The 25,469-nt window shown below is 72.3% G+C and carries 27 protein-coding genes; 16 read left to right on the plus strand and 11 right to left on the minus strand.

Annotated elements, in window-relative coordinates; genetic code table 11:
• Positions 1-33: 33 nt before the first annotated feature.
• From LG634_RS27875 to LG634_RS27905, 7 genes are all read left to right on the plus strand, one after another.
• A complete protein-coding gene (locus tag LG634_RS27875) occupies positions 34-1,092 on the plus strand; it encodes a BMP family lipoprotein (protein ID WP_226737551.1) in 1,059 nt (352 codons plus the stop codon).
• Between the two features lie 199 nt (positions 1,093-1,291).
• Positions 1,292-2,899: an ABC transporter ATP-binding protein gene (locus tag LG634_RS27880; RefSeq protein ID WP_226737620.1), complete on the plus strand. Its 1,608-nt coding sequence runs from the start codon at positions 1,292-1,294 to the stop codon at positions 2,897-2,899.
• Complete coding sequence (locus LG634_RS27885) at positions 2,896-4,011, plus strand: ABC transporter permease (protein ID WP_226737553.1); 1,116 nt, start codon at positions 2,896-2,898, stop codon at positions 4,009-4,011. The genes LG634_RS27880 and LG634_RS27885 overlap by 4 nt, the downstream gene beginning before the upstream one ends.
• A complete protein-coding gene (locus LG634_RS27890) occupies positions 4,008-5,273 on the plus strand; it encodes an ABC transporter permease (protein WP_226737555.1) in 1,266 nt (421 codons plus the stop codon). The genes LG634_RS27885 and LG634_RS27890 overlap by 4 nt, the downstream gene beginning before the upstream one ends.
• Positions 5,270-5,674, plus strand: coding sequence for a cytidine deaminase (locus LG634_RS27895; protein ID WP_226737556.1), 405 nt, complete (start codon positions 5,270-5,272; stop codon positions 5,672-5,674). Before LG634_RS27890 ends, LG634_RS27895 begins: the two co-directional genes overlap by 4 nt.
• Positions 5,675-5,776: 102 nt before the next feature.
• Complete coding sequence (locus LG634_RS27900) at positions 5,777-7,054, plus strand: thymidine phosphorylase (protein WP_226737558.1); 1,278 nt, start codon at positions 5,777-5,779, stop codon at positions 7,052-7,054.
• 78 nt (positions 7,055-7,132) lie between these two features.
• A complete protein-coding gene (locus LG634_RS27905; protein WP_226737560.1) occupies positions 7,133-7,531 on the plus strand; it encodes an STAS domain-containing protein in 399 nt (132 codons plus the stop codon).
• On the opposite strand, the gene LG634_RS27910 is transcribed toward LG634_RS27905, so the two are convergent.
• From LG634_RS27910 to LG634_RS27920, 3 genes are all read right to left on the minus strand, one after another.
• Positions 7,412-8,422 carry a sigma-70 family RNA polymerase sigma factor gene (locus tag LG634_RS27910; RefSeq protein WP_226737562.1) on the minus strand — a complete coding sequence of 337 codons (1,011 nt, stop codon included), beginning with the start codon at positions 8,420-8,422 and terminating at the stop codon, positions 7,412-7,414. The two genes, LG634_RS27905 and LG634_RS27910, sit on opposite strands and share 120 nt — an antisense overlap.
• Positions 8,423-8,505: 83 nt before the next feature.
• Positions 8,506-9,225 carry a L,D-transpeptidase family protein gene (locus tag LG634_RS27915; protein ID WP_264203682.1) on the minus strand — a complete coding sequence of 240 codons (720 nt, stop codon included), beginning with the start codon at positions 9,223-9,225 and terminating at the stop codon, positions 8,506-8,508.
• Positions 9,226-9,383: 158 nt separating this feature from the next.
• Positions 9,384-10,670 (minus strand): MFS transporter, encoded by a 1,287-nt coding sequence (locus LG634_RS27920; RefSeq protein ID WP_226737563.1) that lies wholly within the window; start codon positions 10,668-10,670, stop codon positions 9,384-9,386.
• Positions 10,671-10,764: 94 nt separating this feature from the next.
• On the opposite strand from LG634_RS27920, the gene LG634_RS27925 reads away from it, so the two are divergent.
• On the plus strand, positions 10,765-11,697 hold the full coding sequence (locus LG634_RS27925; protein ID WP_372482501.1) for a LysR family transcriptional regulator: 933 nt from the start codon (positions 10,765-10,767) through the stop codon (positions 11,695-11,697).
• An 8-nt stretch (positions 11,698-11,705) separates the two neighbouring features.
• On the opposite strand, the gene LG634_RS27930 is transcribed toward LG634_RS27925, so the two are convergent.
• On the minus strand, positions 11,706-12,719 hold the full coding sequence (locus tag LG634_RS27930) for a LuxR C-terminal-related transcriptional regulator (protein WP_264203675.1): 1,014 nt from the start codon (positions 12,717-12,719) through the stop codon (positions 11,706-11,708).
• A gap of 156 nt (positions 12,720-12,875) precedes the next feature.
• On the opposite strand from LG634_RS27930, the gene LG634_RS27935 reads away from it, so the two are divergent.
• Positions 12,876-14,108: an ATP-grasp domain-containing protein gene (locus LG634_RS27935; RefSeq protein ID WP_226737565.1), complete on the plus strand. Its 1,233-nt coding sequence runs from the start codon at positions 12,876-12,878 to the stop codon at positions 14,106-14,108.
• Here LG634_RS27935 and LG634_RS27940 read toward each other — a convergent pair.
• Positions 14,094-14,804, minus strand: coding sequence for an alpha/beta hydrolase (locus tag LG634_RS27940; protein WP_226737567.1), 711 nt, complete (start codon positions 14,802-14,804; stop codon positions 14,094-14,096). The two genes, LG634_RS27935 and LG634_RS27940, sit on opposite strands and share 15 nt — an antisense overlap.
• 114 nt (positions 14,805-14,918) lie before the next feature.
• On the opposite strand from LG634_RS27940, the gene LG634_RS27945 reads away from it, so the two are divergent.
• The 3 genes from LG634_RS27945 to LG634_RS27955 all read left to right on the plus strand — a co-directional run bounded on the left by LG634_RS27945 (position 14,919) and on the right by LG634_RS27955 (position 17,342).
• Positions 14,919-16,067 carry an adenosine deaminase gene (locus LG634_RS27945; protein ID WP_226737569.1) on the plus strand — a complete coding sequence of 383 codons (1,149 nt, stop codon included), beginning with the start codon at positions 14,919-14,921 and terminating at the stop codon, positions 16,065-16,067.
• A gap of 139 nt (positions 16,068-16,206) precedes the next feature.
• A complete protein-coding gene (locus LG634_RS27950) occupies positions 16,207-16,488 on the plus strand; it encodes a hypothetical protein (RefSeq protein WP_226737571.1) in 282 nt (93 codons plus the stop codon).
• Positions 16,489-16,616: 128 nt separating this feature from the next.
• On the plus strand, positions 16,617-17,342 hold the full coding sequence (locus LG634_RS27955; RefSeq protein ID WP_226737574.1) for a hypothetical protein: 726 nt from the start codon (positions 16,617-16,619) through the stop codon (positions 17,340-17,342).
• Positions 17,343-17,355: 13 nt separating this feature from the next.
• Here the strand turns inward: LG634_RS27955 and LG634_RS27960 are convergent, their stop codons facing one another.
• The 4 genes from LG634_RS27960 to LG634_RS27975 form a co-directional block, all read right to left on the minus strand.
• On the minus strand, positions 17,356-17,562 hold the full coding sequence (locus tag LG634_RS27960; RefSeq protein WP_226737576.1) for a PspC domain-containing protein: 207 nt from the start codon (positions 17,560-17,562) through the stop codon (positions 17,356-17,358).
• Positions 17,563-17,598: 36 nt separating this feature from the next.
• Positions 17,599-18,159: a VanZ family protein gene (locus tag LG634_RS27965; RefSeq protein ID WP_226737578.1), complete on the minus strand. Its 561-nt coding sequence runs from the start codon at positions 18,157-18,159 to the stop codon at positions 17,599-17,601.
• Between the two features lie 97 nt (positions 18,160-18,256).
• Positions 18,257-18,883 carry a PH domain-containing protein gene (locus LG634_RS27970; protein WP_226737580.1) on the minus strand — a complete coding sequence of 209 codons (627 nt, stop codon included), beginning with the start codon at positions 18,881-18,883 and terminating at the stop codon, positions 18,257-18,259.
• Positions 18,884-19,010: 127 nt separating this feature from the next.
• Positions 19,011-19,760: a hypothetical protein gene (locus LG634_RS27975; RefSeq protein WP_226737582.1), complete on the minus strand. Its 750-nt coding sequence runs from the start codon at positions 19,758-19,760 to the stop codon at positions 19,011-19,013.
• A gap of 216 nt (positions 19,761-19,976) precedes the next feature.
• Here LG634_RS27975 and deoC point away from each other — a divergent pair, with 216 nt between their 5' ends.
• Genes deoC through LG634_RS27990 form a run of 3 tightly spaced genes read left to right on the plus strand, consistent with a single transcriptional unit; the run spans position 19,977 to position 23,290 of the window.
• Complete coding sequence (deoC, locus tag LG634_RS27980; protein WP_372482502.1) at positions 19,977-20,945, plus strand: deoxyribose-phosphate aldolase; 969 nt, start codon at positions 19,977-19,979, stop codon at positions 20,943-20,945.
• Between the two features lie 7 nt (positions 20,946-20,952).
• A complete protein-coding gene (locus LG634_RS27985) occupies positions 20,953-22,398 on the plus strand; it encodes an aldehyde dehydrogenase family protein (protein WP_226737584.1) in 1,446 nt (481 codons plus the stop codon).
• The gene (locus LG634_RS27990) at positions 22,391-23,290 is read left to right on the plus strand and encodes an aldehyde dehydrogenase family protein (RefSeq protein ID WP_226737586.1); all 900 of its coding nucleotides are present in this window, start codon (positions 22,391-22,393) and stop codon (positions 23,288-23,290) included. Before LG634_RS27985 ends, LG634_RS27990 begins: the two co-directional genes overlap by 8 nt.
• Before the next feature lie 85 nt (positions 23,291-23,375).
• Here the strand turns inward: LG634_RS27990 and LG634_RS27995 are convergent, their stop codons facing one another.
• Positions 23,376-23,717 carry a hypothetical protein gene (locus LG634_RS27995; RefSeq protein WP_226737588.1) on the minus strand — a complete coding sequence of 114 codons (342 nt, stop codon included), beginning with the start codon at positions 23,715-23,717 and terminating at the stop codon, positions 23,376-23,378.
• A 53-nt stretch (positions 23,718-23,770) separates the two neighbouring features.
• On the opposite strand from LG634_RS27995, the gene LG634_RS28000 reads away from it, so the two are divergent.
• Positions 23,771-24,484 (plus strand): uridine kinase, encoded by a 714-nt coding sequence (locus LG634_RS28000; protein WP_226737590.1) that lies wholly within the window; start codon positions 23,771-23,773, stop codon positions 24,482-24,484.
• 167 nt (positions 24,485-24,651) lie between these two features.
• Here the strand turns inward: LG634_RS28000 and LG634_RS28005 are convergent, their stop codons facing one another.
• Positions 24,652-25,344 (minus strand): SigE family RNA polymerase sigma factor, encoded by a 693-nt coding sequence (locus tag LG634_RS28005; protein ID WP_226737592.1) that lies wholly within the window; start codon positions 25,342-25,344, stop codon positions 24,652-24,654.
• Positions 25,345-25,469: the final 125 nt, after the last annotated feature.

Consider the following 25,469-nt stretch of genomic DNA (forward strand, 5'->3'; position numbering starts at 1 on the left):
GGCGCTTCGGTCAGGTTTTGAAGGAGCCTCCCCTTGCGCCGGATCACCAGGATCGCAACCGTGGGCGTCGCGTCCGCGGCCCTCGCACTCTCCGCCACCGCCTGCGGTGGCAAGAAGTCCACCGACACCGGGTCCTCGGACTCGACGAAGGCGGGCACCACCGCGGCCATCGCGTACGACATCGGCGGCCGTGGCGACCAGTCGTTCAACGACGCCGCCTACGCGGGCCTCGAGAAGGCCGAGAAGGACCTGGGCGTCAAGGGCGCGGAGGCCGAGCCCACCGAGGGCGAGAGCGACGCCGACAAGGTGCAGCGCCTCACCGAGCTGGCGCGCAAGGGCAACAACCCGGTCATCGGCGTCGGCTTCGCCTACGCCCCGGCCATCAAGAAGGTCGCCGCCAAGTTCCCGAAGACCACCTTCGGCATCATCGACGACACCTCGGTGACCGGCCCGAACGTCGCCAACATGGTCTTCAACGAGGAGCAGGGCTCCTACCTGGCCGGCGTCGCCGCCGCCAAGGCGTCCAAGTCCGGCAAGGTCGGCTTCATCGGCGGTGTCGAGGTCCCGCTGATCAAGAAGTTCGAGGCCGGCTACGTCCAGGGCGTCAAGGACACCAACCCCAAGGCCGAGGTGCTGACCCAGTACCTGTCGCAGCCGCCGAACTTCGAGGGCTTCGCCAAGCCGGACCTCGGCAAGGCCGCCGCCCAGGGCCAGATCGCCAAGGGTGCCGACGTGGTCTACGCCGCCGCCGGTCTCGCCGGTTCCGGCGCGATCGAGGCCGCTTCCACCTCGGGCAAGTGGGCCATCGGCGTGGACTCGGACCAGTACAACCAGGAGGGCCTGGCGAAGTTCAAGGAGAAGATCCTGACCTCCGTCACCAAGGACGTCTCCGACGCGGTCTACAACCTGATCAAGTCCGTGAAGGACGGCAAGGCGCAGACCGGCGAGATCCGCTACGGTCTCGACAAGGACGGCGTCGGCCTGGCCGACTCCAACCCGGAGTACAAGAAGATGGCCGAGCTGATCGCCGCCGTCGACAAGGCCAAGGCCGACATCATCGCCGGCAAGATCAAGGTCAAGACCGCGCCGTAAGGCGGGTCGTCTCGATCTGACGGTCGCCGGGGTCCGGGTAGCGGTCTCAACCGCCGCTCCCGGACCCCGGGCCGCTTTTGTGGCCTGAACTTTTCACTTTCGACAGTGCTACGCGCGTAGAGGTCTCGTGGACGCGATACCTTCGGCCCCCGCCCTGTCCTTCCTGCCTTCCGCTCCTTCCCGTCGAGGAGAGTGCGTCATCAACGCGTCCAGCCCGCCCCCCGCCGTAGAACTGCACGGCATTACGAAGCGCTTCCCCGGCGTCGTCGCCAACAAGGACATCGCGATCACGGTCCGCAAGGGCACGGTCCATGCCCTGATCGGTGAGAACGGTGCCGGCAAGTCGACCCTGATGAAGATCCTCTACGGCATGCAGAAGCCGGACGAGGGCACCATCGCCATCGACGGGGAGCAGGTCGCCTTCAACACCCCCGCGGACGCCATCGCCCGCGGCATCGGCATGGTGCACCAGCACTTCATGCTCGCCGACAACCTCACCGTCCTGGAGAACGTCGTCCTCGGCGGCGAGAAGCTCTACGGCATCGGTGCGAAGGCCCGCAAGAAGATCCTGGAGATCTCCGACGCCTACGGTCTGGGCGTGCGCCCGGACGCCCTGGTCGAAGACCTCGGCGTCGCCGACCGCCAGCGCGTGGAGATCCTGAAGGTCCTCTACCGCGGTGCGAAGATCCTCATCCTGGACGAGCCGACCGCCGTGCTCGTGCCCCAGGAGGTCGACGCGCTCTTCGACAACCTCCGCGAGCTCAAGGCGGAGGGCCTCACGGTCATCTTCATCTCGCACAAGCTGGGCGAGATCCTGAAGGTTGCCGACGACATCACCGTCATCCGGCGCGGCACCACGGTCGGCACCGCCGACCCGAAGACCGCCACCACCAAGCAGCTCGCCGAGCTGATGGTCGGCAGTGAGCTGCCCTCGCCGGAGACCCGCGAGTCCACGGTCACCACCACCCCGATGCTGAAGGTCTCCGACCTGACGCTGACGGCGACCGACCCGGACGGCGTGGTCCGCGAGGTGCTGGCCGGCATCGACTTCACCATCCACAAGGGCGAGGTCCTCGGCATCGCCGGCGTCGAGGGCAACGGCCAGACGGAGCTCATCGAGGCCCTCATGGGCATGAGCATCCCCGACGGCGGTGTCATCAGCCTCGACGGCAAGGACATCTCCACCGTCCCCACCCGCAAGCGGCGCGAGGGCGGCATCGGCTACATCCCCGAGGACCGGCACCGGCACGGCCTGCTGCTGGAGTCCCCGCTGTGGGAGAACCGCATCCTGGGCCACGTCACCGAGGAGCCCAACTCCAAGCGCGGCATCCTCGACCCGAAGGCGGCCCGCAAGGACACCGAGCGGATCGTGCGCGAGTACGACGTCCGCACCCCCGGCATCGAGGTCACCGCGGCCTCCCTCTCCGGCGGCAACCAGCAGAAGCTGATCGTCGGCCGCGAGATGAGCCACAACCCGAAGTTCCTGATCGCCGCCCACCCCACCCGCGGTGTGGACGTCGGCGCGCAGGCGCAGATCTGGGACGCGATCCGCGAGGCCCGTCGCGAGGGCCTGGCCGTGCTCCTGATCTCCGCCGACCTGGACGAGCTCATCGGCCTGTCCGACACGCTGCGCGTGATCTACCGCGGGCGCCTGGTCGCGGACGCCGATCCGGCGACCATCACCCCGGAGCAGCTGGGCAGCGCCATGACCGGTGCCGCCCGGGGGCACCTGGAGCAGGACGAGAACGCAGCGGGCAACGGAAGCGACTCCGCCGCGGCCGATGCCCCGGAGGACGAGGCCCGATGATGAAAATCGACAAGGACAAGCTGATCCTCGGCGCGGCCGGTCCGGTGCTGGCACTCGTCAGCGCGTTCCTGCTGACCGCCGTGGTGCTGCTCGCCACGGGCGTCGACCCGATCGAGCCGATCCGCCTGATGATCGAGAACGCCTCGTACGAGGACGTCCAGGTCCTGATCATCAACCAGACCGGCACGTACTACCTGGCAGCCCTGGCCGTCGCCATCGGCTTCCGGATGAACCTCTTCAACATCGGCGTCGACGGCCAGTACCGCCTCGCGGCGATGCTGTCCGCCGTGGTCGGTGCGGCCGTGACCCTGCCGGGTCCGCTGCACATCCTGCTGATCGTCCTCGTCGCCATGTGCGTCGGCGCCTTCTGGTCCGGCATCGCCGGCATCCTCAAGGCCAAGCGGGGCGTCAGCGAGGTCGTCTCCACGATCATGCTGAACGCCATCGCGACCGCCCTGATCGCCTGGCTGCTGCTGCCGAAGAACCTCGGCGTGCAGCCCGAGGGCTCCAACGACCTGACCACCGGCGACATCGCCGAGTCCGGCTGGTTCCCGGCCGTCAGCATGGGCGACTCCGGTGAGATCTACGGCTTCACCTTCGTCGCCTTCGCCCTCGGCATCCTCTACTGGTTCATCCTCAACCGGACCCGGTTCGGCTTCGACCTGCGCGCCACCGGCGCCAGCGAGTCCGCCGCCCAGGCCTCCGGTGTGGACGCCAAGAAGATGATCCTCACCTCGATGCTCATCTCGGGCGCGGTCGCCGGTCTGGCCGGCATGCCGACCCTGCTCGGCGACACCCACACGTACAGCCTGTCGTTCCCCGTCGGCGTCGGCTTCACCGGCATCACCATCGCGCTGCTCGGCCGCAACCACCCGGTCGGCATCTTCTTCGCCGCGCTGCTGATCTCGTTCCTCGACAAGGCCTCGGCCTCGCTCGACCAGTACGGGTACGCCAAGGAGATCGCCACGATCATGAAGGGCCTGATCGTGATCGCGGTCGTCGTCTCGTACGAGCTCGTCCGCCGCTACGGCATCCGCCGCCAGCAGCAGAAGGTCGGCGAGGAACTCGCCGCCGGCGGCGCCATGAAGACCGAGAAGGAGGTCGCGGCGTGAGCACCAGCAGCGTTTCCGCGGCGAAGACCGCGCCCACGGCGGGCGGCGGCCGCAAGAAGCTCACCCTGCCCTGGATCCTGCTGATCATCGCCGGCGGCCTCGCGCTCGTCTCGGTGGTCCGCCTGATCAGCGGCGCGAACGACCTGACCTCCGTCGGCCAGGTCTCCGGCGCCCTCCAGCTCGCGGTCCCGATCGGCCTCGCCGGTCTCGGCGGCCTGTGGGCGGAGCGGGCCGGCGTGGTCAACATCGGCCTCGAAGGCATGATGATCCTCGGCACCTGGTTCGGCGCCTGGGCCGGCTACCAGTGGGGCCCGTGGACCGGTGTGGTCTTCGGCATCGTCGGCGGCGCCCTCGGCGGCCTGCTGCACGCGATCATCACCGTGACGTTCAACGTCAACCACATCGTCTCCGGTGTGGCGGTCAACATCCTGGCCGTCGGCATGACGCAGTACCTGTCGAACTACACGTTCAACGAGGAGCCCGGCGGCTCCTCCAAGCAGTCCCCGCGCATCGACCCGATCACGGACATCACCGTTCCGGGCCTCTCGGACTGGATGGCGGACCTCCAGGCCAAGCACTGGTTCCTGGTCTCGGACCTCGCCGGCGTCATCGGCGGCCTGGTCACCGGCCTCTCGCTGCTGACCGTCGTCGCCCTGCTGCTGATCCCGGGCACCTGGTGGGTGCTGTGGCGCACCTCCTTCGGCCTGCGCCTGCGCTCCTGCGGCGAGAACCCGACGGCGGCCGAGTCCCTCGGCGTCAACGTGTACAAGTACAAGTACATCGCCGTGGTCGTCTCGGGCGGCCTGGCCGGCCTCGGCGGCGCGTTCCTCGCGATCGTCTCCACCGGCATCTACCAGGAGGGCCAGACCGGCGGCCGCGGCTACATCGGCCTCGCCGCCATGATCTTCGGCAACTGGATGCCGGGCGGCATGGCCCTCGGCGCCGGCCTCTTCGGCTTCACCGACAGCCTCAAGCTGCGCGGTGGCGCCGAGAACGTCCACGCGATGCTGCTGCTCCTCGCGATCCTGCTGGTCGCGGCCATGGCCTGGCAGCTGTACAAGAAGAAGTACGTCCAGGCCGGCGTCGCCGCCGCGTTCGCCGTGCTGCTCTTCGTCTGGTACTCCCTCACCGACGAGGTCCCGAGCCAGTTCGTGGACGCCGCCCCGTACGTCACCACCCTGCTGGTGCTCGCCCTGTCGGCGCAGCGCCTGCGGATGCCCAAGGCGGACGGCCTGCCGTACCGGAAGGGCCAGGGCAAGTGACCGCGACCGGCGCGCCCGCCGGCGGCTGGGAGGCCCTGCGGGAGCAGGCGCGGGACGCCATGACCCGCGCCTACGCCCCCTACTCGGGCTTCCCGGTCGGGGTCGCCGCCCAGGTCGACGACGGGCGCACGGTCACCGGCTGCAACGTGGAGAACGCCAGCTACGGCCTCGGCCTGTGCGCCGAGTGCGGCCTGGTCTCCACGCTGCAGGCCACCGGAGGCGGCCGGCTGACGCACTTCACCTGCGTCGACGGCAAGGGCGACATCCTGGTGCCCTGCGGCCGCTGCCGCCAGCTGCTCTACGAGTTCGGCGGCCCGGAGCTGCTGGTCGAGACCCCCGACGGGGTGCTCACCCTCGCGGCCATGCTGCCCCAGGCCTTCGGGCCCGACCATCTGAGATAGCCGTACGACGACGGCCCTTCGCCCCTGCCGGGCGGGGGGCCGTCGCACTTCCCCCGCAGTACCGTGAACACCCCTCTCTATGCGCGTAGAAGGAAGTACTCCATGGACGTCATCTCCGTCATCCGCACCAAGCGCGACCGCGGTGAGCTGAGCCCCGAGCAGATCGACTGGGTCATCGACGCCTACACCCGCGGTGTCGTCGCCGACGAGCAGATGTCCGCGCTGGCCATGGCCATCCTGCTGAACGGCATGAACCGCGCCGAGATCGCCCGCTGGACCGCCGCGATGATCGCGAGCGGCGAGCGCATGAACTTCGACTCGCTCAGCCGCCCCACCGCCGACAAGCACTCCACCGGCGGTGTCGGCGACAAGATCACCCTCCCGCTGGCCCCGCTCGTCGCCGCCTGCGGCGCGGCCGTGCCGCAGCTCTCCGGCCGCGGCCTCGGCCACACCGGCGGCACCCTCGACAAGCTGGAGTCCATCCCCGGCTGGCGCGCCCTGCTCTCCAACGAGGAGATGCTGCACGTCCTCGACACCACCGGCGCCGTCATCTGCGCCGCCGGCGACGGCCTGGCCCCCGCCGACAAGAAGCTCTACGCGCTGCGCGACGTCACCGGCACCGTCGAGGCCATCCCGCTGATCGCCTCCTCGATCATGTCGAAGAAGATCGCCGAGGGCACCGGCTCCCTGGTCCTCGACGTGAAGGTCGGCTCCGGCGCCTTCATGAAGAACATCGACGACGCCCGCGAGCTGGCCCGCACCATGGTCGGCCTCGGCACCGACTCCGGCGTGAAGACCGTCGCGCTGCTCACCGACATGTCCACCCCGCTCGGCCTGACCGCGGGCAACGCGCTGGAGGTCCGCGAGTCCGTCGAGGTGCTGGCCGGCGGCGGCCCCGCCGACGTCGTCGAGCTGACCATCGCCCTGGCGAAGGAGATGCTGGAGGCGGCCGGCATCAAGGACGCCGACCCCGCGAAGGCCCTCGCCGACGGCTCCGCGATGGACGTGTGGCGCCGGATGATCTCCGCCCAGGGCGGCGACCCGGACGCGACCCTGCCGGTGGCCCGCGAGCAGCACGTGGTCACCGCCTCCGCCTCCGGCATCCTGACCCGCCTCGACGCGTACGCGGTGGGCGTCGGCGCCTGGCGCCTGGGCGCCGGCCGGGCCCGCAAGGAGGACCCGGTGCAGGCGGGCGCGGGCATCGAGCTGCACGCCAAGCCGGGCGACACCGTCACCGCCGGCCAGCCGCTGATGACCCTGCACACGGACACCCCGGAGAAGTTCGAGTACGCCCTCGCCTCCCTGGAGGGCTCGTACGACGTGGCCCCCGCGGGCACCGGCTTCACGCCGGCGCCGATCGTGCTCGACCGCATCGCCTGATCACCCGGCCCCGGGCCCGGGACGGGTCCGCGGCGCCCGCGACCGATGAGTTGCGGGCGCCGCGCCGGTCCACATCCCGTGAACACCAGTGACGGAACCACCCTGACCGTCCCCGGCCCCGCACCGGGGCCCGGCGACACCGCGGCCCTGTGCGCGCGCCTGATCGACCTCTGCCGGCACGGACCGCCGGGCCCCGGCGCGGACCCCGGCCCCGCCCCCGGCAGCGTCCACGTCGACGTCTCGGCCGTCACCGAGCCGGGCCTGGCCGCCGTGGACCTGCTGGCCCGGCTGGCCCTGACCGCCCGCCGGCACGGCACCCGGCTGCGGGTGACCGGCGCCGGCGGGCGGCTGCGCGCCTTACTGGCCCTGGCCGGCCTGACCGACCTGCTCGGGCAGCAGCCGCTCGGGCAGGCCGAACATCGGGAACCACCGGTCGGTGTCCAGGAAGGAATTGATCCCGACGATCTTCCCGTCTGAGATCTCCAGCACCTGCAGCGCCCACGGCACGTGTCCGTCGCCGTCCTCCGCCCGCCGGTACTGCGCGAAGGCGGGCAGCCCGTTGGCCACGGTCGGCAGCAGCCGCGAGCCCTTGCAGCCGCTGCCCTGCTCCAGGTGCCAGGCGGCGATGTCCGCCGGCCCCTGGAGCCACAGGTCGAACGGCGGCATGGACAGCACCGCGTCCTCGTGCAGCAGCGCGGTCAGCTGCTCGATGTCGTACCCCTCGAAAGCCGTCAGGTAGCGGTCCAGCAGCCTGGCCTGCTCCTCGTCGAGCGGGTCCGCGGCATCGCCCTCGCGGATGTCCTGCGCGGCGAGCGTGGCCCGGGCCCGCTGGAGCGCGCTGTTCACCGACGCGACCGTGGTCCCCAGCAGCTCGGCGACCTCACCGGCCTTCCACGCCAGCACCTCGCGCAGGATGAGCACCGCCCGCTGCCGGGCCGGCAGGTGCTGGAGCGCGGCCACGAACGCCAGCCGCACCGACTCCCGCGCCAGGGCCGTCTCCGCCGGGTCCGCGGTCTGCGGCAGCACCCGGCCGTCCGGCACCGGCTCCAGCCAGGTCACCTCGGACCGGGTGTTCAGCACCGCCGAGGCCTGCGCCTGCGGCGCCGTCAGGTCCATCGGCCGGGCCCGCTTGTTGCCCGCGCTGAGCATGTCGAGGCACACGTTGGTCGCGATCCGGTACAGCCAGGACCGCACCGAGGAACGCCCCTCGAAGCTGTCGTAGCTGCGCCAGGCCCGGATGCAGGTCTCCTGGACGGCGTCCTCGGCGTCGAACGACGAGCCGAGCATGCGGTAGCAGTAGCCGGTCAGCTCCACCCGGTGGCGGTCGAGTGCCCCGTCCAGCTCGGGCCTGGTCGCGAGCTCGCTCATCTCTGCCTTCCCCCTGGATAGCCGTTACGGGGAACGTACCCCAGGGGTCTGACAACGGCAGCCGGAACGCCCTCCGGCCCCGCTCACGTGCCCGGCTTGGTCCCGTACACGAACACGTCCTCGCCCTTCTTCAGGAGGCTCCAGTACTTCTTCGCGTCCGCGTCCCGCATGTTCACGCAGCCGCCCGAGCCCGGCGGGTTCCACATCGACTTGGTCGTGGAGTGGAAGGCCTGGCCGCCGTCGAAGAACTGCGAGTACGGCATCCACACGTGGTAGATCGTCGACCAGTGGTTGAGCTCGCGCCGGTAGACCTTCTTCAGGCCGGTGCGGGTCTCGGTGCCGTCCTTGCCGGTGCGCACCGGCACCGGCCCGTACACGAGGGCGGCGCCGTCCTGGATCCAGCTCAGCTGCCGGGTCAGGTCCACGCACGCGATGCGGCCGCGGTTGACGGGGCACTTGCCGGCCTTGTTCGGGGTCTTGCCGGCTGCCTGCTGCGCCAGCATCGTGCTCATCGTCCGCCAGGTGACGATCCCCGCGTACCCGACGGTCGGGGTGATGCCGTGCTTGCCCTGGAAGGCCCGGATCGCGGTGCAGTCGGACGCCGACTGCCGTCCGTCCACCGGCAGCCCCAGGAACTTCTCCACCTCGCGCTGGTAGGGGCCGGTCGTCAGGTTGCAGGAGGCGGCCGCCGCGGGCGCCGCCGTCACCGCCGCCGTCAGCGGCACCACCAGGGCCGCGGTCGCCACCCCGGCCGCCGCGGTGCGCCGCAGCCGGCCCGTGCCTATCCGTCCGGTCCCGCCCATCCCGCCCATCCCGCCCACTCCCTCGCCCTCGAAGCCCGCGGGGTCCACGACGCCCGCGTACCCGCGGACCGGCCCCCTGGAGTGAGACGCACGGCGGCCCGGGGCGAGTTGCACCCCGGGCCGCCGTATTGGTCCTCCGCACACCGGCGGACGACCGCCTACTGAGTCGTGCGCAGCACCAGTCGCCGCTCGGCCCGCGCCACCCGGGATCCGTAGAGCGTGATCGACACGACGCCGAGCACCGCCACCAGCCCGACCAGCACCGTCGCCGGCCAGCCCGCCGCGTGGAAGGCCACCGCGCCGAGCGTGCCGCCCAGGCTGCTGCCCGCGTAGTACGCCGACTGGTAGAGCGCCGAGGCCTGTGCCCGGCCCGTGACCGCGGTCCGGCTCACCGCCGACGAGGCGACCGCGTGGCCCGCGAAGAAGCCCGCCGTGATCAGCACCAGCCCGGCCAGGATCAGCGCCAGGTCGTCCGCGAGCGACAGCAGCAGCCCCGCCGTGGTCGTCGACACCGCCAGGTACAGCGCGCCGCGCCGGCCCAGCCGGCCCACCAGCCGCCCGGCGGCCGCCGAGGACGCGGTACCCACCAGGTAGATCAGGAAGACCGAGCCGATCACGCCCTGCCCGAGGTGGAACGGCTCCTCGGCCAGCCGGTAGCCGATCACCGTGTACACGGCGCCGAACACCGTCATGAACAGCGCCCCGATCCCGTACAGCCGCAGCAGCAGCGGGTTCTTCAGGTGCCCGGCCACGGTCCGCCCCAGCGCCCGCGGTTCCAGGGCCGAGGCCGAGAAGAACCGGGCCCGCGGCAGCAGCACCCGGAAGACGACCGCGCACACCAGGCCCAGCACGCCGACCGCGGCCAGCCCGACGCGCCAGCCGCCCAGCTGGGCCGCCCAGCCGGACACCAGCCGGCCGGTCATCCCGCCGACCGAGTTCCCCGCCACGAACAGGCCGACAGCACCGATCAGCGCCTTGGGCCGGACCTCCTCCGCGAGGTACGCCATCGCCGACGCGGGAACGCCCGCGATCGCCGCGCCCTGCACCGCCCGCAGCACCACCAGCGTGTCCAGGTCCGGCGCGAACGGCACCAGCAGGCCGACCGCCACCGCCACCGCCAGCGACCAGGTCATCATCCGGGTCCGGCCGAACCGGTCGGACAGCGCGCTCAGCGGCAGCACCAGCAGGGCGAGCGCCCCGGTGGCCGCGGACACCGTCCAGCTGGCCTGACCGGCCGTCACCCCGAGCCCGGCGGAGATCGCCGGCAGCAGTGCCTGGGTGGAGTAGAGGAGCGCGAAGGTGGCGAGGCCGGCGGCGAACAGCGCGAGGCTCATCCGGCGGTAGCCGGGGCCGCCGGGCGACAGCCGCCCGGCGGCTTCGGGTGCGGGGAACGGCGCGGTGGAGGCACCCGTGGTGACAGGTGCCCCGGTATGAACGGGAGGCATGCCGACGACGCTATGGCGACCTCCGTTCATGCGTCCAATGCGCAGAATCGCGATAATCGATGCACTGGCGTATGAGTGCAGCTCAGGAGGGTGCATGTCAACGAGCCGTTACGAAGAAGACATGGCTGTGACAACGGTCCTGGCCCCCCGGCTCGCCTACTTCGCCGCCGTGGCCCGCCACGAGCACGTCACCCGGGCCGCCCAGGAGCTGGGCGTTCCGCAGCCCACCCTGTCCCGGGCCATGGTCCGGCTCGAACAGGACCTGGGCGTCGCCCTGTTCGCCCGCAAGGGCCGCACCGTCACCCTCACCACCGCCGGCCGCACCTTCCTGGCCTCGGCCGAGCGGGCGATCGGCGAGATCGGCCGCGCCGCCGAATCCGTCCGGGCCGACGCCGACCCGGCCGCCGGCAAGGTGGCCTTCGGCTTCCTCCACACCCTGGGCTCCGAGACCGTACCCGGCCTGATCCGGGCCTTCCGCGCCGACCACCCCAAGGTCCGCTTCTCCCTCGTCCAGAACTACGGCGAGGCCATGCTGGAGCGGCTGCGGGCCGGCGAACTCGACCTGTGCCTCACCTCGCCCGTGCCCGACGCCCCCGACCTGGCCGCCCGCCGGCTGGACGAGCAGCGGCTGCGGCTGGTCGTCCCCGACGACCACCGGCTGGCCGGCCGCAAGCGGATCCGGCTCGCCGAGGCCGCCGACGAAACCTTCGTCACCCTCGAACCCGGCTACGGGCTGCGCCGCATCACCGACGACCTGTGCGCCGAGGCCGGGTTCAGCCCGCGGGTGGCGTTCGAGGGCGAGGAGGCCGAGACCCTGCGCGGACTGGTCGCCGCCGGCCTCGGCGTCGCCCTGCTGCCGCCGCCCGCCGTGGCCCGCCCGGGCGTCGTCGAACTCACCGTCACCGCGCCGCGCGCGGTCCGCGAGATCGGCGTGGCCTGGCTCGACGGCCACCCCGACACCCCGCCGGTCGCCGCCTTCAAACGCTTCCTGCTCTCCCGCCGCGGCCGGCTCCTCCCGGAGCTCTGAACCGGCCCCTACGAGAGCTCCCGCGCCTCCTGCTGCCGGGCGCCCGCCGCCAGCCAGCCCGCCTGGAACCGGCTCCGGGCGCCCACCGCCCGCATGATCTCCGCGATGTGCCGCTGGCAGGTCCGCTCCGACATCCCCAGCCGTCGCGCGATCACCTTGTCCTCGACGCCCTCCGCCAGCAACTGCACGATCGTCTGGCGCAGTTCGTCCGAGATCGACCGCGCCAGATCCGGACCCACCGTGGTCGGGAACGGCTCCGCCTCCAGCCACGACCGCTCGAAGGCCCCCGTCATGAACTGCACGACGCTCGGCTCGCGCACCACCAGCGCCGCCCCGTTCACCGCCGACCCGTCCGCACCCCGCACCGCCATCAGCCCGGTCCGCCCGTCGAACACCAGCATCCGCATCAGCCCGTCCCCGAGCGTGCGCACCTGCGCCCCCAGCGCCGTCAGCCGCTCCACGTACGCCGCCGTCGGCCGGTCGTAGCGGGCGGTGTGCTGGTAGATGGTCCGGATCCGCACCCCGCGCGCCAGCATCGACTCGTCCCGCCCGATCGCCTCCTCCAGCGTCTCCACCGGCCGGCCGCCGCCGGGCTGCGAGCTGATCAGCTCCCGTCCGCAGGACGCGGCCAGCTCGGCGATGATCGAACGGACCGCACCCAGCTCCGTCACCAGCTCCAGCCCGCCCGCCCCCTCCGGATCCCGCCGCGCGGCCCCCGCCTCGTACGCCGGCAGCAGCTCCTCCAGCCGCTGCCGGGTCCGGTCCATCTCCTCCTGCGTCTCCCGCATCCGCACCGCCAGCGGCGCCAGCGCCCGGGCCGCCGCCGCCCGCGGCTCGACCGCGCACCACCCGTCCGCGGTCCCGGCCGCCCGCTGCACCAGGTGCGCCGCGGCCAGCTCCGCCAGCGCCGCCTCCGCCTCCGGGCCCAGCGCGGCCACCGCCTCCGCGGGGCGGAACGCGGGCCGGTCGGCCGCGTACGCGTACAGGCGCCGGGCGGCCGGGCTCACATGGTCGGCGGACATGACCACATTCGTCCCTGTCTGCAGGCGTTCGTAAACCCCTCTTGTTTCCGCAAGTCGCCCATCCGAACCGTCGGCCCCCGGTACGGACCAATCCGTGCGGGGCAGAGTGGTCCGCACGGCGTGAAGGGGGAGCGCGGGATGGGACCGGGGAAGCCCGTGGCTGTGCTGCTGAGCCCGCGCCCCGCCGTCGTGGCCGCCGCCCGCCGGGCGGGTGCGCACGCCCTGGTGGTGGCGCCGGGTCCGCCCGGGCCGTCCGTCCGAGAGGGGGCGGAGCGGCCGGTCCGGGCGGACTGGCGCGACCACCGCCGGCTCGTCGCCGCCCTGGCCGGCGTGCCCGCGGTGCGCCGCGGCGAAGCCGCCGTCTTCGGCTTCGCCGCGGACAGCGCCCTGCCCGCCGCCCGCGCCAACGAGGAACTCGGCCTGCCCGGCACCCCCGCGGCCGCCGTCGCCGCCCTCATGGACAAGGCAGCCCTGCGCGCCCGGGTCAATGCCGCCTTCGGCCGCCCGGTGTCCTTCGCGCGGTGCGGGCGGGCCGCCCTCATCCCGTTCCTCGCCGGCCTCATCGGCTTCCCCTGCGTGGTCAAGCCGCGGGCCGGCGCCGACGGAGAGGGCGTCCGGCTGCTCCTCGACGCCCACCAGGCCGAACAGGCCGTGCACGACTACCCGGAGATCACCGACCTGCTCGTCGAGGAACTCCTCGAAGGCCCCGAGATCACCGTCGAGACCCTGTCCCGCGGCGGCCGTCACCGCATCCTCGGCCTCACCCGGCTCCAGGCCGCCGCCGGCCCCGGCCTCGCCGTCGCCGGCCACACCGTCCCGGTGCCCCTCGACGCCCGCACCGCCGACGGCGTACGCGCCCTGGTCCGCCGGGTCCTGAACCTCGCCGGTCACCGCGACGGCCCCGCCCACACCGAGATCGTCCTCACCGCCCGCGGCCCCCGGCTGATCGAGGCGCACGCCCGCCCGCCCGGCCCCGAACTCGCCCAGCTGCTCCGGCTGGGCCTGGGTTCCGACGTCCTCGCCTGCACGCTCGCCGCCGGCCTCGGCCTGCCCGCCCCGGTCCGCCCGCCCCGCGCCGCCCACGCCGGCCTGCGCTTCCTCGACTTCCCGCCCGGGCCCCTCGACCTGTCCGGCAGCCTCCCGGCGGCCCGGGCGCTGCCCGGGGTGGTGCGCATCCGGGTGGACGTGCCGCCCGGGGGCACCGTCCGGCACGCCCCCACCGGCTCCTTCCACCACGGCCACGTCCTGGCCACCGGCCGCACCGCGGCGGCCGTGGCCCACAGCCTCGACGAGGCCGCCGCCCTGCTCGCGCCGGAACCCGGCGGCCGGCCCGCCCAGCCGCCCGGCCCCGCCACCGGGCGGCCGGTGCCGGGCTCACCCCCGCAGTGACCGCCCGAAGCCCGACGCCAGCGGCATCCGCAGACCCAGCGGCGGGGGAGCGGCCAGCGCATCGGTGACCGGGCGCGACCAGCGGCCCGTGAACAGCGCGCCGAGGACGAAGTCCACGGCCAGCGCGACGACTTCGGGCCGGTGCTCGCGCAACGAGTGGCCGTCCGAATGCACCTCGAAACGGCAGGTCGAACGATTCGCCTTCTTCGCCCGCTCGGCCAGCCGGAACGACAACTCCGGGTCCACCACAGCGTCGTTGGTGCCGTGTGCAATCAACACCCGGCGCCCGGCAAGCTGTTTCACCGGTTCGGGGGAGACGGTCGGTGCCGGCTCGGGCAGGCAAGGGGCGAGCGCCAGAACGGAGTTGACGGCCTCGTGCCCGGCGCTGCGCAGTGCCGACAGGCCGCCGGGTCCGTACCCGGCCAGGCAGACCGGCACGTCCCCGTACCGCCGCACCACCTCGTCCACCGCCCACCCGGCCGCCGCCCCCGGCGCCGCGCCGCGCACCGCGTGCACGGCCAGCCCCTCCGCCGCCCCCGCCCGCAGCAGCGCCCGCCCCAACGGGCGGACCGGGCCGGAGGAGAGCCGGGAGGAACCCGGGAGTAACAGGACGACGCCACTGACCACCTCGGAGCCGTTCGCGCGGGCCGCCCGTCCCAGACGGGCCCCGCGCACCGGCGGCGCATGCTGTGCCATGGGGGAACAGTCTCAGACCCCGGGGTGTACGCCACCCGTCCGCGCGGTCACTGTTACGTATCGACCGCCCGGCCCGCACAAGCACTCTACGCGCGTAGGGGCTACAGTGCCGAGATGACGAGCGAGACGCCCAACCTGCCCACCCCGGACCAGATCCGCCGCGCCCCGAAGGTGCTCCTGCACGACCACCTCGACGGCGGCCTGCGCCCCGGGACCATCATCGAGCTGGCCCAGGCGGTCGGCTACGACAAGCTCCCCGAGACCGACGCGGACAAGCTCGGCGTGTGGTTCCGCGACGCCGCCGACTCCGGCTCGCTGCCGCGGTACCTGGAGACCTTCGCCCACACCTGCGCCGTCATGCAGACCAAGGAGGCGCTCTTCCGGGTCGCCGCCGAGTGCGCCGAGGACCTCGCCGAGGACGGCGTCGTCTACGCCGAGATCCGCTACGCGCCCGAGCAGCACCTCGAAGCCGGCCTGACCCTCGAAGAGGTCGTCGAGGCCGTCAACGACGGCTTCCGCGAGGGCGAGCGGCGCGCCAAGGCCAACGGCCACCGCATCCGCGTCGGCGCCCTGCTGACCGCCATGCGGCACGCGGCCCGCGCCCTGGAGATCGCCGAGCTCGCCAACCGCTACCGGGACAACGGCGTCGTCGGCTTCGACATCGCCGGCGCCGAGGCCGGGTTCCCTCCCACCCGCCACCTGGACGCGTTCGAGTACCTCAAGCGCGAGAACAACCACTTCACGATCCACGCGGGCGAGGCCTTCGGCCTGCCGTCGATCTGGCAGGCCCTGCAGTGGTGCGGCGCCGACCGGCTCGGCCACGGCGTGAAGATCATCGACGACATCGAGGTCGCCGAGGACGGCGGCGTCACGCTCGGCCGGCTGGCCTCGTACGTCCGGGACAAGCGCATCCCGCTGGAGATGTGCCCCACCTCCAACCTGCAGACGGGCGCCGCCGCCTCGTACGCCGAGCACCCCATCGGCCTGCTGCGCAAGCTGCACTTCCGGCTGACCGTCAACACCGACAACCGGCTGATGAGCGGCACCAGCATGACCCGCGAGTTCGAGCACCTGGTCGACACGTTCGGCTATTCGCTCGACGACATGCAGTGGTTCACCGTCAACGCGATGAAGTCCGCGTTCATTCCTTTCGATGAACGACTGGCGATGATCAACGACGTGGTGAAGCCCGGCTATGCCGAGCTGAAGTCGGAATGGCTGTTCCGTCAGACCGCTTCCACCAGCGGTTCTGTCTCTTCCTAGGCCAAGGCCTGACGTTCCGGAAGCGCCCGGGGAGCCGAATTCCCGGGCGCTTTCTCGTATTTGAGGATGTTTGCAGGGCGGGGTTTGAGATCGCTAGTTTGCGGAGCCGCTCAGTTCCCTGTCGCAAGGACGAGATTTCATGAAGCAGTCAGCTGCCAAGACCCTCGGTGTCGCCGCCCTCGGTGCCGCCTTCGCCGCGGCCGCCGCGGGCACCGCTTCGGCGACTCCCGCCCTCGGCGCCGCCGACGCGCTCAGCACCGTCACCGGCGTGACCAACGCGGTGCCGGTGGCGGACACGCTCGGCAAGGTCACCAACCACACCCAGGGCGAGGAGGGCCAGAGCGAGTCCTCCGACCCGCTCAAGGGCGCGACCGGTCTGCTCGGCGGCCTGCCGCTGCAGGGTGGCGGTCTGCCGCTCTGACCCGCTGCGTTCCGTACGTGTGCACGACGGGCGCACGCCTCTTCGACGAGGTGTGCGCCCTGTCGCACCCTGTGCCAGGATCGCGCCCAACTGCCGGACCACGTACGGGCAATGAGGTTCCAAGAGACATGCACGTGAAGGCGAGGGGCGCCGCCGCGCTCCTGACGGTTCCCGTCCTGCTGTTCGCCGCCGGCTGCGCCGGCGAGCATGCCGGCACCCAGGACGCCGGCGAGGGCAAGAGCTCCGGGCAGCCCGCGTCCGGTGCCTCCGCGGCCGCCGCCGGCACCCCCCTGGAGCGCGCCGCGCTCGCCCCCGGCGACCTCGACGGCTACCAGATCTCCACCGGCGCCAAGGACCCCCGCGCCACCAAGGGCCAGCCGCAGGCCGACCGCAAGGCCTGCCAGCCGCTCGCCGACATCATGGGCGACGAGCCCGACCTCAAGGCCCGCGAGACCGTCAGCCGGGGCGCCGGCTCCCGTACGGTGCTCGGCCTCGCCGTGTCCGCCTCCCTCAGCTCGTACGCCGAGGCCGACGCCCGCGGCCTGCTCGAGGGCCTGCGCACGGCGCTGGACACCTGCAAGCAGGGCTACTCGGCGACCGTCGAGAAGCAGACCGGCAGCTACAAGGACGTACGCGCCACGGCGTACGAGGTCGGCGGCGACGAGAGCGTCAGCTGGACGACCACCGCCGTCGCCGGCGGCGTCTCCGCCCCGGTGCACCTCCTCGTGGTCCGCGAGGGGGCGACGGTGGTGCGGATGATGGCCCTGAACGTGGCCGGGAAGGGCGCCGCCGAGGTCCCGCACGACCTCGCCGACAAGCAGCTGGAGAAGCTGGACCGGGTGCTCGGCGGCTGACCGCCGGCCGCGGTCACCAGCCGGTGGTGGCCTTGGCGGAGTTCTCGTTCGGGAGCAGCAGCCACAGCGCCAGGTAGACCAGGAACTGCGGGCCGGGCAGCAGGCAGGAGACCGCGAAGATGACGCGCATCGTCGTCGCGGACATTCCGAAGCGGCGCGCCAGCGCGGCGCAGACTCCGCCGATCATTCGTCCGTCACGGGGGCGGGCCAGGGCGGTCATGGGATTCTCCTTCGTCGTACCGCTTTCTGCGATGTCTCAATACTCCCGGGGAATCGCCGACAGGACGTCGCTCCAAGGGGCGATGCCGACCCTGGAAATATTCGGGGTCGGCCCCTGAGAACCCGGCACGGATTCCGGGGCGGAACTCCGCCCGCGGCGCAGCCGGGCCCGCAGGACGGGGACCACGGCGAGGTGCGCGAGGGCCACTCCGGCGGTGTTGAGGAGCAGCGAGTCCACGTCCACGACCCGCCCCGGCACCGCGCTCTGCAGCATCTCGATGGCGAGGGAGACCAGGGCGCCGGTGGCCGTGGTGCGGGCCAGGGAGGCCAGCGGGGAGACGGCGGCGAGCCGGCCGCCCACCAGGGGCAGCAGAACGCCGAGCGGGGCGAGGAGGACGAGGGCGGAGCCGATCCGGCGGGCGGCCCCGACCGGCCCGTACGCGAGGTCCGCGCGGATCCCCGCCAGCGGGGTGAGGTTGCCGGCCGCGGCCCAGGGCACGTCCAGGGGACGCAGCGTGAACCAGCCGACGAGTGCCAGGTGCGCGAGGAGCAGGACGCCGCTCACGGCCCGGAGTCGTATGGCGGTGGTGCCGCCCACGTCATGACGCTGTTGCACACCCCCAGGGACGCGGCCACCGGTGGGGGCGGTTCCGCAAGCGGGGTGTGACGCACGCCCCGCTCCCCGGAGGCCGGTCTCAGCGGGTGGCGAAGAGGACCGCGAGCAGCAGGGCGCCGGCCACGGCCGGGGCGATGAGCTCGTACGTCCAGCGGATCGCGGGCTCGCCCTGGGCGCCCGGCCGGGCGGTGGCGACGGCCTGCTCGTGGATCTCGGCGAGGTCCTTCACGTGCTGGTCGGCGACGGCCCGGCTGACCTCGTCCTGCTGGCCCGGCACCACGTCCTCGCCGGCGGCCTTGCGCTTGGCGTTGCGGCGGGTGGCGGCCTTGCGCTGGCGCAGCGAGACCGGGATCGCCCACAGCTGGTAGGTGGCGTCGCCGACCAGGGCCTCGGCCGAGTAGCGGGCCCGTACGGCGGCCACCGAGGCCCACGGCAGCTCGATGGTGCGGAACGGGTTGCGGATCTTGAGGCGGTCCTCGTTGGCGAAGACCGCGGGCCGCAGGGTGTACGCGACCACCAGCGGGGCGGCGGTCAGGAAGCCGGCCAGGGCGAACCACGGGGTCCGGCCGCTGCCGCGGACCACGGCGTCGCCGCAGATCCACAGGCCGAACGCCAGCAGCAGCACGCCGGCGACCAGGGCGCCGTTGGATCGGTAGACCCGGTCCGCGTAGGCCGGTTCCTCGTGGGGCTGCTGGGGGCTCGTCATGCGCCCGATTCTGCCTCACGCGGCCGTGGCCCACGCGGCCGGAGCCGCCGGGCGGGTGCGGGGCCGGAAACGGCGGCGGCGGGCCGCCCGCGAGGGGGCGGCCCGCCACCGGCGGACAGGAGGGGGATCAGCCCTTGGCGGGCGTGCAGCCCAGCGGGAGCTTCGGGAAGCCGGCGCGGCCGAACGGCGCGTCCCCGCCCTGGGTCTTCCACTCGAAGACCGGCTTGGCGGTGTCCGCCTTGAGGATGCGCGCGACGATGCCCGCCGAGGACGGCAGCGAGGTGCGGCCGCGGTGCAGGGTGGCGTACGCCTCCGTCGGCGTGGCCCACTCGCGCAGCACGGCCTTCGGGCCCTTCGGCGAGGTGGTCAGGTCGGCGAACATGCCGGCGCCGATGTTCGTGCGGGAGACCTGCGAGACGCAGCCGCGGCCCAGGTCGGAGTTGCGGACCGGGAGCTTGTAGGTGGCGACCTTGGTGCTGCCGTCCTTGGTGACCTTCAGCTCGGGGCGCGCCGAGTCCAGCTTGACCAGGGCCGTCTTCATCCCGTGCAGGCGCTTGGCCGGGTGGCTGCTGTCGAGGAGGCCCTCGACGCGGACCATGTAGGTGTCGCCGGGGGTCCAGTCCAGGCCGGCGTAGCGCAGCCAGGCCTCCGGGCCGGTCTTGTCGTTGTTGCGGAGCACCGCGACGATCCCGTTGCCGATCGCGACCGCCTGGCCGAGGTAGCGGCTGTCGTCCGCCGGGCGCGGCGCGGCGCCGACGGTGCCGTGCACGACCGGGGCGGCCGGCCGGCCGGCGGCGAACACCGTGCCGGCCGCGGGGGCGAGCAGGGCGCCGGCGAGGACGGCGGTGGCGAGGGCGGAACGGGCGGCGGTACGCATAACGACTCCTGAAGCATTGTCTCGGTAAGGGAAGGAGAGCCGCATGCCGCGTTGTCTCTGTCGGGCTTTCATCCGGTCAGGTCTGGCGGGCTGCAGGAATGAATTTAGTGATCTTGTACGGCCGGTAGATCCGCTTCCCGTCACGGATGTGTCACGGCCCGCTCGGTCGAGCAGTGGGGGGTGACAGGTCGCTACGCGCGTAGATATGCTCATCTGGTGACCATGCCCACCACATCCCCCGCATTCGCTGACGTGACGACGTCCGACAGCGCACTGCGCCGCTTCCTCCACGGGCTGCCCGGCGTCGACGCCGTCGGCCTGGAGGCCCGCGCGGCCGCGCTCGGCACCCGCTCGATCAAGACCACGGCCAAGGCGTACGCCATCGACCTGGCCATCTCGATGATCGACCTGACGACGCTGGAAGGCGCGGACACCCCGGGCAAGGTCCGGGCGCTCGCCGCCAAGGCCGTCATCCCCGACCCGACCGACCGTACGACCCCGATGACCGCCGCGGTCTGCGTCTACCCCGACATGGTGGCCACCGCGAAGGCCGCCCTGAACGGCGCGGACGTCAAGGTCGCCTCGGTCGCCACCGCCTTCCCGGCCGGCCGCGCCGCGCTGCCGGTGAAGCTGGCCGACACCCGGGACGCCGTCGCCGCGGGCGCCGACGAGATCGACATGGTCATCGACCGTGGCGCCTTCCTCGCCGGCCGCTACCTGGAGACGTACGAGCTGATCAAGGCGATCAAGGAGGCCTGCGTCCGCGAGGACGGCACGGCCGCCCGCCTCAAGGTCATCTTCGAGACCGGCGAGCTGTCCACCTACGACAACATCCGCCGCGCCTCCTGGATCGGCATGCTGGCCGGGGCGGACTTCATCAAGACCTCCACCGGCAAGGTGGGCGTCAACGCGACCCCCGCGAACACCCTGCTGATGCTCGAAGCCGTCCGCGACTTCAAGGCGCAGACTGGAATCCAGATCGGTGTGAAGCCGGCGGGCGGCATCCGGACCACCAAGGACGCCATCAAGTTCCTGGTCCTGGTCAACGAGACCGTGGGCGCGGACTGGCTGACCAACGAGTGGTTCCGTTTCGGCGCCTCCAGCCTGCTGAACGACCTGCTCATGCAGCGCCAGAAGCTGAGCACCGGGCGTTACTCCGGTCCCGACTACGTGACGGTGGACTGAGACCCTCATGGAAAACAAGACATCCCTCTTCGAGTACGCACCGGCCCCCGAGTCGCGCTCCGTCGTCGACATCGCGCCCTCGTACGGCCTGTTCATCGACGGTGAGTTCACCGACGCCGCCGACGGCAAGGTCTTCAAGACCGTCAGCCCCAGCAGCGAGGAAGTCCTCGCGGAGGTCGCCCGCGCGGGCGCCGCCGACGTCGACCGGGCCGTCCAGGCCGCCCGCCGCGCCTTCGAGAAGTGGTCCGCGCTGCCCGGCTCCGAGCGCGCCAAGTACCTCTTCCGCATCGCCCGGATCATCCAGGAGCGCAGCCGCGAGCTGGCCGTCCTGGAGACGCTGGACAACGGCAAGCCGATCAAGGAGACCCGCGACGCGGACCTCCCGCTGGTCGCCGCGCACTTCTTCTACTACGCGGGCTGGGCCGACAAGCTCGACCACGCGGGCTACGGCGCGAACCCGCGCCCCCTCGGTGTGGCCGGCCAGGTCATCCCGTGGAACTTCCCGCTGCTGATGCTGGCCTGGAAGATCGCCCCGGCGCTCGCCACCGGCAACACGGTCGTGCTGAAGCCCGCCGAGACCACCCCGCTCTCGGCGCTGTTCTTCGCGGACATCTGCCGCCAGGCCGGTCTCCCCAAGGGCGTCGTCAACATCCTCCCCGGCTACGGGGACGCGGGCGCCGAGCTGGTCTCCCACCCCGACGTCAACAAGGTCGCCTTCACCGGCTCCACCGCGGTCGGCAAGGCCATCGCCCGCCAGGTCGCCGGCACCGACAAGAAGGTCACCCTGGAGCTGGGCGGCAAGGGCGCCAACATCGTCTTCGACGACGCGCCCGTCGACCAGGCCGTCGAGGGCATCGTCAACGGCATCTTCTTCAACCAGGGCCAGGTCTGCTGCGCGGGCTCCCGCCTGCTGGTCCAGGAGTCGATCCACGACGAGCTGCTCGACTCCCTCAAGCGCCGCCTGTCCACCCTGCGGCTGGGCGACCCGCTCGACAAGAACACCGACATCGGCGCGATCAACTCCGCCGAGCAGCTGGCCCGGATCACCGCGCTCGCGGAGACCGGCGAGGCCGAGGGCGCAGAGCGCTGGTCCCCGGCGTGCGAGCTGCCGTCCGCGGGCTACTGGTTCGCCCCGACGCTCTTCACGAACGTCACCCAGGCCCACACCGTCGCCCGTGACGAGATCTTCGGCCCGGTGCTGTCCGTGCTGACGTTCCGCACCCCGGACGAGGCCGTGGCCAAGGCCAACAACAGCCAGTACGGCCTGTCCGCCGGCATCTGGACGGAGAAGGGCTCCCGCATCCTCGCGGTCGCGGGCAAGCTCCGCGCGGGTGTCGTCTGGGCCAACACGTTCAACAAGTTCGACCCGACCTCGCCCTTCGGCGGCTACAAGGAGTCGGGCTTCGGCCGCGAGGGCGGCCGCCACGGCCTGGAGGGCTACCTCGATGTCTGAGTCTTCTGCGTCCCGTCTGAACGTCTTCAAGACCTATAAGCTGTACGTCGGGGGCAAGTTCCCCCGCTCCGAGAGCGGCCGGGTGTACGAGGTGAGCGACACGAAGGGCAAGTGGCTGGCCAACGCCCCCCTCTCCTCCCGCAAGGACGCCCGTGACGCGGTCGTCGCCGCCCGCAAGGCCTTCGGCGGCTGGTCGGGCGCGACCGCGTACAACCGCGGCCAGATCCTCTACCGCATCGCCGAGATGCTGGAGGGCCGCCGTGACCAGTTCGTCCGCGAGGTCGGCGAGGCCGAGGGCCTGTCCAAGTCCAAGGCCGGCGCGGTCGTGGACGCGGCCATCGACCGCTGGGTCTGGTACGCGGGCTGGACCGACAAGATCGGCCAGGTCGTGGGCGGGGCCAACCCGGTCGCGGGCCCGTTCTTCAACCTCTCCACCCCCGAGCCGACCGGTGTGGTGACCGTCGTCGCCCCGCAGGACTCCTCGTTCCTCGGCCTGGTCTCGGTGATCGCCCCGGTGATCGCGACGGGCAACACCGCCGTCGTCATCGCCAGCGAGAAGGCCCCGCTGCCGGCCCTCTCACTGGGCGAGGTGCTCGCCACCTCCGACCTGCCCGGCGGCGTGGTCAACATCCTGTCCGGCAAGGCCGCCGAGATGGGCCCGCACCTGGCCGCGCACCAGGACGTCAACGCGATCGACCTGGCGGGCGCCGGTGCGGCCCTCGCCAAGGAGCTGGAGATCGCCGCGGCCGACAACCTCAAGCGCGTCCTGCGTCCACAGCCTGTGGACGACTGGAGTGCCGACCCCGGCACGCACCGCATGACCGCCTTCCTGGAGACCAAGACCGTCTGGCACCCCACGGGCTCGCTGGGCGCCTCGGGCTCCTCGTACTAGCCCGTACGCACGCACGCAGGACCCCCGGCCGTGTCGCACCCGGCCGGGGGTCCTGCGCATGCGGGCTTCCGGTCCGCCCGGCGGCTCAGCCCGGGAGCAGCGGGGCCAGCAGGGCCACCCCCGGCAGTTCGCCGACCTTGGCGCCCTTGGTGACGGTGTCCGTGACGGTCGTCGTGCCCACCGCCGGGAAGTCCGAGACCTTCGTCGCGATCCCGTTGTCCAGCGGGTCCACGCCCGTGTTGGCCAGCGGGTCCACCTGGAGGTTCTGCACCGGGCCCAGCGCGCCGGCCAGTGCGTGCGGAACGGAGATCTCCCCTGCCTGCGCACCGGACGCCGCGGCCGCAAGGGCCGCACCCGCCAGGGAAACGGTCAGGCCTGCGTTCCGCAGGGTGCGCCGGGTGCTGCCGGGGACAGAGTGACGTGCCATGGATTCCCGCCTGTGTCGGTAACCGATTGCGCACGCAGCGTAGTTGAGATGTGATGCTGAATACCAACCCGCCTCCCGATGGGTCCCCTACGCGGGGTAATGCCGCACACTGGTGTTCCGTGAGCTGTTCATCTCCCCTTCCGACGCGCGTCGTCCTGCTGACCGGTCCGTCAGGGTCCGGAAAGTCCTCGCTGGCCGCCCGCAGCGGCCTGCCCGTGCTGCGACTCGACGATTTCTACAAGGAGGGCGACGACCCCACCCTCCCCACGGTCGAAGGCAGCTCCGACATCGACTGGGACTCGCCCCGCTCCTGGGACGCCGACACGGCCGTCGCCGCCGTCGCCGCGCTGTGCCGGACCGGCCGCACCGAGGTGCCCGTCTACGACATCTCGACCAGCTCCCGCACCGGAGCCGAGACCCTCGACATCGGCCGCACCCCGCTGTTCATCGCCGAGGGCATCTTCGCCGCCGACATCGCCGCCCGCTGCCAGGAACTCGGCCTGCTCGCCGACGCCATCTGCCTGCGCGGCAGCCCGGGCACCACGTTCCGCCGCCGCCTCCTGCGCGACCTGCGCGAGGGCCGCAAGTCGGTGCTGTTCCTGGTGCGCCGCGGCTGGCGGCTGATGCGCGCCGAGCGCGGCATCGTCGCCCGGCACGTCGCGCTCGGCGCCCACGCCTGCGCCCGCGACGAGGCACTGGGCCGGCTCGCCGCCGCGGCCGCCGGCCGGCACCGGGCGGCCGTCCCCCGCGAGAACGCCGCGGTGTGACCGCGGTCCGGGCCCGAGCGCCCGGACCGCGGTCACACCGCCCCCGGAACACGCGAGAGCGGGACCAGACGGACCCCCGACCGTCTGATCCCGCTCTCATCCCCCATGGCCCTCCGTCCCACCCCCGCGAGACGGTCCCCTTCGGGCCTTGTGGTTCTCCGCCGCCCCTAGGCGACCAGCTCCCCGAACGAGTCCGCCTCGGTCTCGCCGAAGCTCAGCGACTCGTCGTCGCGCAGCCGGCGCAGCGAGCGCCAGATGCTCGACTTCACCGTGCCGACGCTGATGTCCAGGATCTCGGCGATCTCCGGGTCCGTACGGCCCTCGTAGTAGCGCAGCACCAGCATCGTGCGCTGCGGCTCCGGCAGCTTCGACAGCGCCTGCCACAGCACCGTGCGCAGCTCGGTGCCCTTCATCGCGTCCGTCTCGCCCGCCGTCTCCGGCAGCTCCTCGGTCGGGTACTCGTTCAGCTTCCGCCGGCGCCACGCACTGATGTGCAGGTTCGTCATCGTCCGGCGCAGGTAGCCGCCGACCGCCGCCTTGTCGCTGATCCGGTCCCAGGCCCGGTACGTCGAGAACAGCGCGCTCTGCAGCAGGTCCTCGGCCTCGTACCGGTCGCCGGTCAGGTGGTAGGCCGTCGCGAAGAGCGCCGCCCGACGCTCCTGCACGTAGGCGGTGAACTCGGCCTCCGAGGCAGCCGACGGGGTGCGCTGCGCGGGCACGGTGTACGCGGTGGCGTCGATCGCCACCTTGTGGGTCGGCCGGGTGCGGGTGACCGGTGCGACGCGGACACCCGCCCGGCGGTTCACATCGTGCAGCCGCGTGACAACGGCGCTGGTGCTGGTGCTGTGCAGCGTGTTCATCTCGCGCCCCCGTCGTGGTCTGCCGTGGAACCGGCTGTTGCCGATGGGAAAAGACTGCCCGCGGGACTTAACCGGGGTGTCCGCCGACTGTCACAGCACTGTCACAGCGAACGGTGGCGACCGCC

Source organism: Streptomyces bambusae (assembly GCF_020532645.1).
Classification (GTDB): Bacteria; Actinomycetota; Actinomycetes; order Streptomycetales; family Streptomycetaceae; genus Streptomyces; species Streptomyces bambusae.

What these genes read in the sequence shown, in the direction of transcription:
- LG634_RS27920 (WP_226737563.1), bottom strand. Translation starts at nt 10,670, where the DNA reads ATGCCTCCCGTTCATACCGGGGCACCTGTCACCACGGGTGCCTCCACC.
- LG634_RS27930 (WP_264203675.1), bottom strand. Translation starts at nt 12,719, where the DNA reads ATGTCCGCCGACCATGTGAGCCCGGCCGCCCGGCGCCTGTACGCGTAC.
- LG634_RS27900 (WP_226737558.1), top strand. Translation starts at nt 5,777, where the DNA reads ATGGACGTCATCTCCGTCATCCGCACCAAGCGCGACCGCGGTGAGCTG.
- LG634_RS27960 (WP_226737576.1), bottom strand. Translation starts at nt 17,562, where the DNA reads ATGACCGCCCTGGCCCGCCCCCGTGACGGACGAATGATCGGCGGAGTC.
- LG634_RS27910 (WP_226737562.1), bottom strand. Translation starts at nt 8,422, where the DNA reads ATGAGCGAGCTCGCGACCAGGCCCGAGCTGGACGGGGCACTCGACCGC.
- LG634_RS27985 (WP_226737584.1), top strand. Translation starts at nt 20,953, where the DNA reads ATGGAAAACAAGACATCCCTCTTCGAGTACGCACCGGCCCCCGAGTCG.
- LG634_RS28005 (WP_226737592.1), bottom strand. Translation starts at nt 25,344, where the DNA reads ATGAACACGCTGCACAGCACCAGCACCAGCGCCGTTGTCACGCGGCTG.
- LG634_RS27885 (WP_226737553.1), top strand. Translation starts at nt 2,896, where the DNA reads ATGATGAAAATCGACAAGGACAAGCTGATCCTCGGCGCGGCCGGTCCG.
- LG634_RS27995 (WP_226737588.1), bottom strand. Translation starts at nt 23,717, where the DNA reads ATGGCACGTCACTCTGTCCCCGGCAGCACCCGGCGCACCCTGCGGAAC.
- LG634_RS27990 (WP_226737586.1), top strand. Translation starts at nt 22,391, where the DNA reads ATGTCTGAGTCTTCTGCGTCCCGTCTGAACGTCTTCAAGACCTATAAG.
- LG634_RS27940 (WP_226737567.1), bottom strand. Translation starts at nt 14,804, where the DNA reads ATGGCACAGCATGCGCCGCCGGTGCGCGGGGCCCGTCTGGGACGGGCG.
- LG634_RS28000 (WP_226737590.1), top strand. Translation starts at nt 23,771, where the DNA reads ATGCTGAATACCAACCCGCCTCCCGATGGGTCCCCTACGCGGGGTAAT.
- LG634_RS27950 (WP_226737571.1), top strand. Translation starts at nt 16,207, where the DNA reads ATGAAGCAGTCAGCTGCCAAGACCCTCGGTGTCGCCGCCCTCGGTGCC.
- LG634_RS27915 (WP_264203682.1), bottom strand. Translation starts at nt 9,225, where the DNA reads ATGGGCGGGACCGGACGGATAGGCACGGGCCGGCTGCGGCGCACCGCG.
- LG634_RS27975 (WP_226737582.1), bottom strand. Translation starts at nt 19,760, where the DNA reads ATGCGTACCGCCGCCCGTTCCGCCCTCGCCACCGCCGTCCTCGCCGGC.
- LG634_RS27925 (WP_372482501.1), top strand. Translation starts at nt 10,765, where the DNA reads ATGTCAACGAGCCGTTACGAAGAAGACATGGCTGTGACAACGGTCCTG.
- LG634_RS27955 (WP_226737574.1), top strand. Translation starts at nt 16,617, where the DNA reads ATGCACGTGAAGGCGAGGGGCGCCGCCGCGCTCCTGACGGTTCCCGTC.
- LG634_RS27970 (WP_226737580.1), bottom strand. Translation starts at nt 18,883, where the DNA reads ATGACGAGCCCCCAGCAGCCCCACGAGGAACCGGCCTACGCGGACCGG.
- LG634_RS27945 (WP_226737569.1), top strand. Translation starts at nt 14,919, where the DNA reads ATGACGAGCGAGACGCCCAACCTGCCCACCCCGGACCAGATCCGCCGC.